Genomic DNA, 11,712 nt, shown 5'->3' on the forward strand with positions numbered 1-11,712 from the left:
TTAATCAAATCTAAAGTCTGTAAAGGGCTATTTAACCAGCAAAATATTCTGATAATACGAACTCCCCACAGGCAGCACCGCGCCGTTTACCACCAATTGGTGGCGCTCTATTTTCTCCACTTTGTTTACTGCAGCTATGAATGAGCGATGGATGCGGATGAATTGCTCTGCAGGGAGCAGGTTCTCCACTTCGGAAATCGTCATGCGGGAGAGGAGTTGCTTGTTCTTCAGTTCGAAGTTTACGTAGTTGCCGGTAGCCTCCAGGTAGCAGATGTCGTCGAACATTACTTTCACCTGCTCGTACCCCGTCTTTAGGAACAGGTAATCCTTTTTATCTTCTTTGGCATTGCGGAAGTTGTAAAGCTCGTAAGCTTTATTACAGGCTTTGGTGAACCGTGCCAGCGAGAATGGCTTGAGCAGGTAATCCACAGCATCCAGCTCAAAACTGGTAACGGCGTGCTCGGTATAGGCCGTGGTGAATATCACCAGCGGTTTTTTGCTAAGGCAGCCGAGCAGGTCGATACCCGAGATATCGGGCATCTTAATATCCAAAAACAACAGATCCACCGGGTTGTGCTGCAGGTATTCCATGGCTTTAAAGGCATCGGTAAATTCGGCTTTCAGATCAACGAACGGAACCTTAGCCGCATGGGAGCGCACCACTCCAAGGGCTAAAGGTTCGTCGTCTATGGCTACAGCGGTTATCAAAATATCAGGCCAGATTAATGGTTAAATGTATAAAAAATTCGCTTGCGTTTTCGCGAATGATCAGTTCGTGCTTGTTATGGTAAAGCAGCTTCAACCGTTGCTTTACATTCACCAGGCCAATGCCACTTTTGCCTTTTTCAGGGTCATTATCCGGGCGGATGTGGATGCTGTTATGCACATCAAAATACAGCGTGTTCTCTTTAGTTTGCAGCGTTATTTTAATGTGCGATGGCTCGCGCAGGCTGATGCCGTGTTTAAAAGCGTTCTCTATAAACGGAATAAGGAGCATTGGGGCGATCTGCAGGCCCAGTATATGATCTTCTATCTGCACATCTATGTTAATATCCGGTGAGGTTTGCGTACGCAGCTTTTGCAGGGCGATGTAGTTGTTAAGATAGTCTATCTCGCGGGTAAGCAGTATTTTCTCGTGCATGTTCTCCTGCAGCATAAAGCGCATCATATCGCCAAGGCGCTGAATCCCCTCGCTGGTGCGGTCGGCGTTTTCCTGTATGGCGGTGCCGTAAAGGGTGTTTAGCGCGTTAAATAAAAAGTGCGGGTTTATCTGCGAACGCAAAAAATCCAGGTTGGCCGCAGAGTTGCCGAGCGCTGTTTTCAGGTTAAGCAGTTCGGTAGTGCCCGCCATGCGGCGCTTGTAAGTGATCCATGAGAATGCAGTAGTTACCAAAAGTTGAAAAATGGCATTAAAGCCCAGTGAGATAACAACAGCTTCGTGTCGCCGTAAGGCTACCGCCAAAATGAATCCGGCGGGAATGGATACCGCTGCAACCATTATAAATACTTTGGTCCAGTAATGCATAAAGCGGTGTCCTTTGGCAAGCGTAGCCGGGATAAGGCTATAAGTAGAAATGGCATGCAAGCCTATTGCCACGGGTATGGTAAGGAAAAACAGGCTGATAACATCCATGTTGGCATCAATCAGCAACAGCCCAAATATTAGTAACATCCAAAGTACCAGGGCAACAATGCTATCGCGGGTGAGCATTTTGTATTCCGACTGGATCCGGTCGGTATTGTTGAGCAAGTAATTCGCCACATGCTTTATCAGGCTATAAAGCGTAAGCATCATGGTTACCCATATGGCGTAAATAAGGTTTGTTTTAAACACAAGGTTGTACACATATTCCGGCGATTTGTGGTAAAACAAATAGCCTTTAAGCCAGGTATCGGTAATGCCGCAAAACAGCCATATCGCCCCAAAGAGCGTAACGGCCAATATGACCATTAAGGTGGTTTTACGTTTTTCTATCAGCGAGGGAATGATGACAAAATTCCAAAGTAGGAACGAAAAAAAGTAAAGCGTGTACCGCGCCACCATAGGGAAGAAGAAATATTTGGAGTAGGAGTAGTGCAGGTGGTATTCCTCAAACATGTAGCGGTAAGGCGTCCATACCACGTTTACATTGCTATCTGCTACCCGTGCAATTAGCAACAGTAACACAAAACCGTAAATAAGGCCGGCTCCCCAGAGTTCTATTTTTTTAATGTCGACAGGTTTTTGGATAAGGGTGATCATGTTGATATAAAATTATGCCGCAAGATAACCCCGACAAATATGCCGCTAAAACAAATGGGACGAAAGGGCGAAAAAATGGGGTGAAGCCCCCTAACCCCCTGAAGGGGGAACCAAAGTTGATGACCTCAAGCAAATCAAAAGCTCCCCCTTCAGGGGGCGGGGGGGGCTTCCAATATCCCCAGCAGTTCATTCAACTCATCCACCTTTTCGGCTGCGCCGGCATGTTCGTAGGCGCTGATGAGGTTGCGCAGTACGCGTTTAATAATATCGGCGTTAGAGCAGGGCTCGTAAAATTGCTTATCGAATTTCAGGTTCAGCTGTTTTAAAAACATATCTACATCGCGCCTGCCAAATATGAAGCCCTTGTTAAAAGCATTAATATAAAACAGGATGCCGCCTTCAAATTCGGTTTCCTGGCTCTCGTCCATATAGGCCAAAATAAAGTGCTGCGGCAGGTTTACGCCGTATACCGGGATATCCAATTTTTGGGCGATGATGGAATAGATAATAGCCAGCGAGATCTGGTTGCCCTTCTTGCTTTCCAGCACCTGGCTTATGTAGCTGTTCTGCGGGTCGCGGTGGTTGGTGGTGTTGCCGCTAAAGCCATGGATGCTGTAAAACACATGGTTCATCAGCTTTATTTGTTCTACGGGGCTGGCTTCGTTCATCATCTGCAGCCATATATCGCGTTTAATGGCTTCTATCTGGTTAATTACCTTCTGCTCATCCAGGTCGGGGTATTGGTACCGGTTAATGATGAGGATCCCCTGCAAAAGATCGAACGCCCCGCCATGAAACCACAACTGCAGATCATTCTTTACCGTGCTGAATTGTATCTCGTGAACCAAATTAGCAATACGCTCTTGTTGAATAGCATCAAACGCCTGTTCGAACGCACTTTCTAAATATTCGATAACCTCAGTACCATAAGAACGTAACTTTTGGTGTACATGTTCGTATACCTCCGCGTCGGTATCGTCGAGCAGTCTGATCAGGGAGTTTACTTCTGTTGGATTTATCATGTCTCTATCCGCTAAAATACTAAAGTTTGTATACTTTTACGCCAATTTAAACCGATGTCTAATCTAACGTTCACAAAAGATTTCTTGTTTCACAGGCTTACGTCAAAAAACCGTCATGGTTTGCACTCTCCGTTTGTTTACAAACTGGTTGACGAAGTTATTTACGACCGCAAGCACAAACCCGCCTACGACAAAATAGAAAAAGAGCGCGATAACCTGCTGATTGATGACCGCATTATCACCGTTACCGACCTTGGCGCCGGTTCCCGGGTGAATAAGAATAGCCAAAAAAAGATAAGCGATATCACCATCAACGCGCTTAAACCTCCAAAGCTGGCGCAATTGTTACACCGTCTTGCAGCCTTTGTAAAGCCTAAAAGCATTGTTGAGTTGGGCACTTGCCTGGGCATTACAACCCTATACCTGCATCAGGCAGCACCCGATGCAAAAGTTTATACCCTGGAGGGTTGCCCCGAAACAGCTGAAGTAGCCAAAGAAGTATTTAAGAGCGCCGGCCTGCACGATGTGAACCTGGTAACCGGCAATTTTGATGACACCCTTGCAGGCGTTTTAGGCAAGCATGAGCAACTGGATTTTGTATACATCGATGGCAACCATCAGCGTGTAGCAACCCTTAATTACTTTGAGCAATGCCTGCCCAAAGTGCACGAAGGCACCATGCTGATATTTGACGATATTTATTGGAGCGAGGGCATGAAACAAGCCTGGGCACAGATAAAGGCCAACCCACAGGTAACCGTAACAGTCGATTTGTTTTGGATAGGATTGGTGTTTTTTAAAACAGGTAGGGTGAAGGAAGATTTTAAAATAAGGGTATGATAGTATGTTGAAGAAATTTGAAAATAAATTCGGAATTGTATCCAAAAGCAAAGTCAGCAATGACTTGCAACCCTACAAAAGCAGTTTTCCGGAGCCGGTATTTGAGGTGATAAATTTATATGGAGGGATAACCATAAGCAATGGATTATACCGTATACATACATTTGAAAGCAGTTTAACCTGGGCTAAAAATATTGAAGATTACTTTATAGCGTATAGGGACCTAATCGTCCCTTTTGGTTTCGATTGGATGGGAAGGCAATTTTGTATGAACAAGCAAAATACTCAGCAGCTATATATGTTCGACCCTTCATCCGGCGAAGATTTTGAATTGGGGCAAAACGTTTTGCTGTTTCATGAAAATGATCTGGTTGATGATACCGATGCTATGCTTTCGGACGATTTGTTTTTAGAGGCACTTAAGTGGGCTGAGGTTCCTGGTCTTAATTATGATGAATGCCTCACGCCAAAAAACTCATTGTTATTAGGTGGCGAAGATATTTTAGAAGAGTATGAAGTATCTGATTTAGATGTTCATTGGCATATACATGACCAAATATATAACCAAATAAAAGATCTACCGCCCGGTACGAAGATCAATTCGATTAAAATTGATTGATTATTAACAGGATAAGGAAAACTTTAAATAGGGGTTAGATGAATTGGGAATGTGTCATTGCCTTTACCATGAACCATGATCTATGAATCATAAGCTGATAAAACTAAAACGCTTCCCCCAAACCAATATAAACTCCGCTCAACCTTGGTTCATTAGCGCGTTTCTCGCCAACGCCGTAATCTACGCGGATACTTAAGCCTTTCTCCGTATCAAAAAAATAGCGCAGGCCGCCGCCGTAATTGGGTTTCAGTTCATCAAAACTAAAGGTACTGTTCCATACCTGGCCGGTGCCTACAAAGCCCACTATGCCAATGCGGGTACCGATACGGTAACGCAGTTCGGTTTGGGCGGCTATGAGGTTGCGGTCGCGGAAACGGCCGTTGTAGTAGCCGCGCATTATTTCGTCGCTGCCCAGGGCAGGCATCAAATAAAATGGCGACTGGCTGCCTGTAAGGCTTTGCTCCTGCGCGTTAAAACCCAAAACAAGGCGCTTGCTTAACGAGAAAAACTGCGCGTACTCGATATTTAATAGCCCACCCGAATAGCTGCTGTTGGTGCCTACGCCTTTCATCAGATCGAGATAACTGGTGATTACCGCGCCTTTGGTGGTATAGGTGTTGTTGTTGCGGCTATCAAAAATAAGGGTTGGCCCCGCGTAAATAGTTGTTCCGCCGTGGCGGCCTTCAATGCTTGGGTCGGTTTCAAATACGCCTGTTTTGTCTGCATCGGTAAATCGGTAATCAAACCCGCCCGCAACAAGGCCGATGTACAGGCTTTGCGAGATCTTTTTTTCGCCGGACATGGCGAGCTTAAAGCGTTTCAGGCCCAGTCTGTCGGCATTGCTTTTTAAAGTATTGTTGCCTACTCCATAAAAATCAAAGGGGAAATTGATATAAGAGATGGCTGCTATGTAATGGTATTTGTTTTGGGGTGTCCAGTAATTGGTGCTCAGGCTAAAGCGGCTTTGCCCTTTTGTAGTAACGGTAGCATACGCAAATATGTTGGATACCCGGGTGTTTCGGTTGACGGTATCGGTATAAAAAGAGAGCAAGCCGGCACCACCAAGCTCTAAGCCGGTTTCGGGCGCGGTGCTTAAAACAGGCAGTATTACAAAACTGTTTTTTTTGCTGGTGTCTTTATCAAAATACATCTTACGGATGAATTTTGGCAGGAAGCTGTTTTGCGCGAACACGGGTTGTAAAACGGCCGTTAAAAATAGCGCGATAATGAGTTTTTTCATAAGGTAGTAGTGACGCTAAAGGTAAAGCTTAAGCATTGTTTTAACCAATTTTCAATTTAAAATTCTGTTGTGCTCAAAATACCTACTTTTGCAAAATAATCAGCATAAATAAATATGAGCACAGAAAGAGGCCCTATATCGCAATTTATCGAAAGAAATTACCTGCACTTTAATGCAGCGGCGTTAATGGATGCAGCCAAAGGCTACGAAACCCACCTTACCGAAGGCGGTAAAATGATGGTTACCCTGGGTGGTGCCATGAGTACCGCCGAGCTGGGTATTTCGCTTGCCGAGATGATCCGCCAGGGTAAAATAGATATCATTAGCTGTACAGGCGCCAACCTGGAAGAGGATATCATGAACCTTGTAGCGCATTCGCACTACAAACGCGTACCCAACTACCGCGACCTGAGCCCGCAGGATGAGTGGGACCTGTTAGAGAACCACTACAACCGTGTAACGGATACCTGTATCCCCGAGGAAGAGGCTTTCCGCCGTTTGCAGAAACATATTTACAAGATCTGGAAGGATGCCGATACAGCGGGCGAGCGTTACTTTCCACATGAGTTTATGTACAAAATATTGCTAAGCGGCGAGCTGGAGCAATACTATGAAATAGACCCTAAAAACTCCTGGATGCTGGCAGCTGCCGAAAAGAATTTGCCAATAGTGGTGCCCGGATGGGAAGATTCTACCATGGGTAATATCTTTGCATCGTACGTTATAAAAGGCGAAGTGAAGGCTACCACCATGAAAAGCGGTATTGAATACATGGCCTGGCTTGCCGGCTGGTATCCCGAAAACTCAACCGGTAAAGGCATTGGCTTTTTCCAAATAGGTGGCGGTATTGCAGGCGATTTCCCTATATGCGTAGTGCCGATGCTTTACCAGGATATGGAGATGCCGGAGATCCCATTCTGGAGCTATTTCTGCCAGATCTCTGATTCTACCACCTCATATGGCTCATACTCAGGTGCTGTACCAAACGAGAAGATAACGTGGGGTAAACTGGATATCAACACGCCAAAATTCATCGTAGAATCTGACGCAACCATTGTTGCACCACTCATTTTTGCCTGGATATTAAAACAATAATTATTTTTTTGAAAAAAATCAAAAAATAATTGGGCGGTAATTTTTTAACCATTGTTTAAAAAAGCCTTTTTTACACACGATAAAGGGCTTTTTGCATTTGTTTAGAACGATTATAAATTAGATATTACTGTCACTAATTTGTCAGCTATCCCTTAATAAATTTTACTTTTGTGGCTGAAAAAATGGCTAAAACATACATCGTTACGTCAGTTTAACTCATTAACACTATAATTATTTAGCATAAATACACTTTATGAGAAATATCTCATTGATTCTTAAACAGTTCTCAAAGTCGGTTTTGCTGGTTGCGGGTATTGCGCTTTGCGGGCTTACTGCGAACGCTCAGGCCGATGCAGCAAAAGGGGAAGCGATCTTTAAAGCCAAATGTACAGCATGTCATAAAATAGACGTGCGCATGACCGGTCCAGCCTTAGGCCCTCAGCTTACACAGGAAACGGATGACGCTTACCTAACCAAGTGGATCCAGAACAACCAGGCATTAATTGCTGCAAAAAACCCTAAAGCACTCAAAATTTATAACGAGTACAACCAGGCAGGCATGACGGTTTTTTCCGAACTTGCTGATGCGGATGTGGCTAACGTTATAGCTTATGTGCGCGACGACTGGAAAAAAATTCAGGCTGATAAAGCTAAAGCGCCAGCAGGTGGCGATGCCGCTGCTGCCGATGCAGGTCCAAGCAATCTGGTTATCTTTGGTTTGATAGGTGTTATCCTTATCGCCTTCATCGTAATACTTGTTTTAAACAAGGTTATTGCAACACTCGAGCGTTTGTTGTTGAGCAACAAGGGTTTGTTGGTTGAGGAAGAAGAAACCGAAGAAAAAGTAAAAGGCGACAGATTAGCGGTAGTTAAAAAAGCGCTGAAGAATAAAAAACTTGTTTTCTTCATCGTGCTATGCGGTACCATTGCAATGGGCAGCTGGAGCTGGGTTACCATGTGGAACACTAACGTTCACCAGGGATACCAACCGGTACAACCTATCAAATACTCGCATAAACTGCACGCAGGTACCATGAAACTGGAGTGCCAGTATTGCCACACCGGTGCGTTCAAATCTAAAAACGCGTCTATACCATCGTTAAACGTTTGTATGAACTGCCACAAGGCCGTTAAAACCGAATCTCCGGAAATACACAAGATATATGATGCTTTGGGTTACGATCCGCAAACCCAGAAATACGATACTACAAAAGCACATCCTATACAGTGGGTGCGTATCCACAACCTGCCAGATCTGGCTTACTTTAACCACTCACAACACACTGTTGTTGGTGCCATCAAATGTCAGAAATGCCACGGCGAGGTTCAGGAAATGCAGGAAGTATACCAATACTCACCGCTTACCATGAAATGGTGTATACAGTGCCACAAACGTACCAACGTTAACTACAAAGGAAACGGTTACTACGATAAGATACTTGCGCTGCACGATGCTATTAAAAAAGGCAAAAAGCCTACGGTTGATGTATTAGGCGGTATAGAATGCGCCAAGTGCCATTATTAATAAACGAAATAGAACTTAACATTACAGTTTATATAGCTTAAATGGATAGCAATAAAAAATACTGGAAAGGTTTAGAGGAACTAAACAGAACGCCAGAATTTGTTGAGAAAAATAAACACGAGTTTGCGGAGCCGATCCCTATTGAAGAGGTATTAAGCGGAGGAGGGTTGTCTGCAAAAACACCCCGCCGCGACTTTTTAAAGGCGCTGGGCTTTGGTGTGGGTGCGGTTACTTTGGCGGCTTGCCAAAAGGTGCCGGTGCATAAATCTATACCATACCTTGTAAAACCTGAGGAAATTACCCCGGGTATCGCTAACTACTATTCATCAACATACGAAGGCAGCGCGATACTTGTAAAAACCCGCGAAGGCAGGCCAATTAAGGTGGAAGGTAACCCTGGTGACCTATTATCAAAAGGTGGTTTAAGTGCACAGGCGCAGGCTTCGGTACTTGAATTGTACGATACCAGCCGCGTAAAAGACCCTAAGTTAAATGGCAACCCAACCGGTTGGCCACAACTTGATAAATTTGTTAAGGACGAGCTTACCGCTATTAAAGCCGGTGGCAAGAGAATAAGCATTGTATCATCAACCGTACACAGCCCATCTACTTTAGCTGTTATTGCTGATTTTATTACCGCATTCCCTACTGCAAGCCATGTTACTTATGATGCAGTATCTTACACAGGTATTATCCAGGCAAACAAAAACAGCTTTGGTAAAGCCGTATTGCCGCACTACTATTTTGATAAAGCTGATGTAATTGTAAGTTTTGGTGCCGATTTCCTTGGAACATGGATCTCTGGCGAGGAATTTACATCACAATACGTTAAAAACAGGAATAACAAATCCCTGGAAGCAAAGAAAATGTCGCGCCACATCCAGTTTGAAAGCGGGATGAGCCTGACAGGTACCAATGCAGACGTTCGTATGCCGATAAAACCTTCTGAGGATGGTATCGCGCTGATGAACTTATACAACGCATTATCTGGTACTTCTTTACCGGGTTCTAAAAAATTAACTAACGCGAATGCCGATAAAGCGATCGTATTAGTAGCCAAAGAGCTTTTAGCAGCAAAAGGCAGATCACTGGTTGTTGCCGGTTCAAACGATGTATCGGTTCAAACACTGGTAAACGCCATCAACTCATTGTTGGGCAGCTACGGTACTACTATCGATCTGGATAACCCATCACGCCAGTATGCCGGTAACGATACCGACTGGACCAAGTTTGTAGCTGATGCGAAAGCTGGTTTGGTAGATGCGGTTTTATTTCTGGATGCCAACCCTGCTTACGATTATTACAACGCAAAAGATATTGAGGCTGCGCTTAAAAAGGTTCGCCTTAAAGTAACGTTCTCAGATCATGACGACGAAACCGCAGCTTTATGTAACGCGGTTGCGCCTAACCTCCACTACCTGGAATCATGGGGCGATGATAGCGCGATAGAAGGTTACTACACCGTAGTACAACCAACTATCAACCCGGTTAACAACACCCGCCAGGCCGAAGAAAGCTTGTTGCTGTGGAGCGATAACGCGGTTAAAACTTACTACACTTATTTAAGAGCCAACTGGGAAACCAACTTATTAGCCAAAGGCGCTTTAGCCGGCCAGGCTGGTTGGGAGGCCCTTTTACAAAAAGGCTTTATTAACGCGGCACCGGCTGCAGCAGGTACCTACAGTTTTGCTTTAGACCTTAACGCCGTTGCGCAAACCATATTAAGCCAAAGCGGTAAAATTGCTGCGGGTGGCAAATACGAATTACAGGTGTACCAAACACCAGCCATGCGCGATGGTAAAAAAGCAAACAACCCATGGTTACAAGAGCTGCCAGATCCGGTAACTAAGGTTACCTGGGATAACTTTGCGGCTATGTCGCCATCTGATATCAAAGACCTTGGTCTTGATGAGTTCCAGGTGGTAACTATAAAAAGTGTTAACGGATATTCGGTAAGCTTACCGGTATTATCACAGCCGGGCCAGGCAAGGGGTACAGTATCAGTAGCCGTAGGTTATGGCCGTACTGCAGCAGGCCTTGTTGGTAACAACGTTGGTAAAAATGCATACCCTTTCTACAACCTGCTTAATGGTACGTTCCAAACTACCTCTGCGGTATCTGTAGATGTAACAAGCGATATATTCCCGCTTTCGCAAACGCAAACGCACCACTCTTTTGAGGGCCGTAATGTGATCCGCGAAGCAACCTTTACCGAATACAAAAAGAACGCAGCTGCGGGCAGTGGTAAAGACGAAGAGCACGAGAAATATGACCTTTGGGAAAAGAGCGTAGATGATGCAAGTCACTCACGCCCTGTGTACGATTGGGTTATGGCTATTGACCTTAACGCCTGTACCGGTTGCGGCGCCTGTGTTGTAGCATGTAGCGCTGAGAACAATATCCCTGTTGTAGGTAAAGACGAAGTTGGCCGCCGCCGCGAAATGCACTGGATCCGTATCGACCGCTACTATAGCTATGATAACGGTAAGGGCGAACTAAACGTTACCAAGGAGAAAGAGATTGATGAGTTGAAAGACTTTGAGAACGTATCGGTAGTTCACCAGCCTATGCTTTGCCAGCACTGCGACCACGCACCTTGCGAAACTGTATGCCCGGTATTGGCTACTGTACACTCAAGCGAAGGCTTAAACCAAATGGCTTACAACCGTTGCGTTGGTACACGTTACTGCGCAAACAACTGCCCGTACAAAGTACGCCGCTTCAACTGGTTCAACTACTGGAACGATAGCCGCTTTGATAACTATCTGAGCAACGAACACACGCAATTAGTATTAAATCCGGATGTTACCACCCGTTTCCGTGGGGTAATGGAAAAATGCTCGATGTGCGTTCAGCGTATCCAGGCCGGTAAGTTAAAGGCCAAGATAGAAAAACGCCCGTTGGCTGACGGTGAGGTTAAAGTTGCCTGCCAGCAAACATGTTCTGCAAACGCTATTGTTTTCGGTAACCGTAACGATCCTAACTCTGAAGTTTCAAAAGCTTTGAACAGCGAAAGGACTTACTACGTACTGGAAGAACTTAACGTGAAACCAGGCATTGGTTACCAGGTAAAAGTAAGGAACACATTATCAGAATTACAGGCTTAATTATTACAAGAGATTTATAATA

The 11,712-nt window shown here is 44.9% G+C and carries 9 protein-coding genes; 5 read left to right on the forward strand and 4 right to left on the reverse strand.

Going from position 1 to position 11,712, the window contains the following annotated elements; genetic code table 11:
- Positions 1 to 27: 27 nt before the first annotated feature.
- The 3 genes from ABIX36_RS11555 to ABIX36_RS11565 form a co-directional block, all read right to left on the reverse strand.
- On the reverse strand, positions 28 to 708 hold the full coding sequence (locus ABIX36_RS11555) for a LytTR family DNA-binding domain-containing protein (RefSeq protein WP_348082318.1): 681 nt from the start codon (positions 706 to 708) through the stop codon (positions 28 to 30).
- Positions 709 to 712: 4 nt separating this feature from the next.
- Positions 713 to 2,242, reverse strand: a complete 1,530-nt coding sequence (locus ABIX36_RS11560) for a histidine kinase (RefSeq protein ID WP_348082319.1) — start codon at positions 2,240 to 2,242, stop codon at positions 713 to 715.
- 149 nt (positions 2,243 to 2,391) lie between these two features.
- On the reverse strand, positions 2,392 to 3,264 hold the full coding sequence (locus ABIX36_RS11565; RefSeq protein ID WP_348082320.1) for a transglutaminase-like domain-containing protein: 873 nt from the start codon (positions 3,262 to 3,264) through the stop codon (positions 2,392 to 2,394).
- A 54-nt stretch (positions 3,265 to 3,318) separates the two neighbouring features.
- Here ABIX36_RS11565 and ABIX36_RS11570 point away from each other — a divergent pair, with 54 nt between their 5' ends.
- Together ABIX36_RS11570 and ABIX36_RS11575 are read left to right on the forward strand one after the other, a co-directional pair.
- The gene (locus ABIX36_RS11570) at positions 3,319 to 4,104 is read left to right on the forward strand and encodes a class I SAM-dependent methyltransferase (protein ID WP_348082321.1); all 786 of its coding nucleotides are present in this window, start codon (positions 3,319 to 3,321) and stop codon (positions 4,102 to 4,104) included.
- A 4-nt stretch (positions 4,105 to 4,108) separates the two neighbouring features.
- Positions 4,109 to 4,723 (forward strand): hypothetical protein, encoded by a 615-nt coding sequence (locus ABIX36_RS11575; RefSeq protein ID WP_348082322.1) that lies wholly within the window; start codon positions 4,109 to 4,111, stop codon positions 4,721 to 4,723.
- 103 nt (positions 4,724 to 4,826) lie between these two features.
- Here the strand turns inward: ABIX36_RS11575 and ABIX36_RS11580 are convergent, their stop codons facing one another.
- Positions 4,827 to 5,963 carry a polymerase gene (locus ABIX36_RS11580; RefSeq protein WP_348082323.1) on the reverse strand — a complete coding sequence of 379 codons (1,137 nt, stop codon included), beginning with the start codon at positions 5,961 to 5,963 and terminating at the stop codon, positions 4,827 to 4,829.
- Positions 5,964 to 6,077: 114 nt separating this feature from the next.
- Here ABIX36_RS11580 and ABIX36_RS11585 point away from each other — a divergent pair, with 114 nt between their 5' ends.
- From ABIX36_RS11585 to ABIX36_RS11595, 3 genes are all read left to right on the forward strand, one after another.
- Complete coding sequence (locus ABIX36_RS11585; protein WP_294950190.1) at positions 6,078 to 7,058, forward strand: deoxyhypusine synthase family protein; 981 nt, start codon at positions 6,078 to 6,080, stop codon at positions 7,056 to 7,058.
- A 253-nt stretch (positions 7,059 to 7,311) separates the two neighbouring features.
- On the forward strand, positions 7,312 to 8,583 hold the full coding sequence (locus tag ABIX36_RS11590; protein ID WP_348082324.1) for a cytochrome c3 family protein: 1,272 nt from the start codon (positions 7,312 to 7,314) through the stop codon (positions 8,581 to 8,583).
- A 41-nt stretch (positions 8,584 to 8,624) separates the two neighbouring features.
- Positions 8,625 to 11,690, forward strand: a complete 3,066-nt coding sequence (locus ABIX36_RS11595; RefSeq protein WP_348082325.1) for a TAT-variant-translocated molybdopterin oxidoreductase — start codon at positions 8,625 to 8,627, stop codon at positions 11,688 to 11,690.
- Positions 11,691 to 11,712 lie beyond the last annotated feature (22 nt).

Origin of the sequence: Mucilaginibacter sp. (assembly GCF_039925265.1) — a bacterium.
GTDB lineage: Bacteria > Bacteroidota > Bacteroidia > Sphingobacteriales > Sphingobacteriaceae > Mucilaginibacter.

Excerpts from the sequence above, each read along its gene's own strand:
- ABIX36_RS11595 (WP_348082325.1), top strand. The coding sequence starts at position 8,625 with ATGGATAGCAATAAAAAATACTGGAAAGGTTTAGAGGAACTAAACAGA.
- ABIX36_RS11560 (WP_348082319.1), bottom strand. The coding sequence starts at position 2,242 with ATGATCACCCTTATCCAAAAACCTGTCGACATTAAAAAAATAGAACTC.
- ABIX36_RS11580 (WP_348082323.1), bottom strand. The coding sequence starts at position 5,963 with ATGAAAAAACTCATTATCGCGCTATTTTTAACGGCCGTTTTACAACCC.
- ABIX36_RS11575 (WP_348082322.1), top strand. The coding sequence starts at position 4,109 with ATGTTGAAGAAATTTGAAAATAAATTCGGAATTGTATCCAAAAGCAAA.
- ABIX36_RS11590 (WP_348082324.1), top strand. The coding sequence starts at position 7,312 with ATGAGAAATATCTCATTGATTCTTAAACAGTTCTCAAAGTCGGTTTTG.
- ABIX36_RS11585 (WP_294950190.1), top strand. The coding sequence starts at position 6,078 with ATGAGCACAGAAAGAGGCCCTATATCGCAATTTATCGAAAGAAATTAC.
- ABIX36_RS11570 (WP_348082321.1), top strand. The coding sequence starts at position 3,319 with ATGTCTAATCTAACGTTCACAAAAGATTTCTTGTTTCACAGGCTTACG.
- ABIX36_RS11565 (WP_348082320.1), bottom strand. The coding sequence starts at position 3,264 with ATGATAAATCCAACAGAAGTAAACTCCCTGATCAGACTGCTCGACGAT.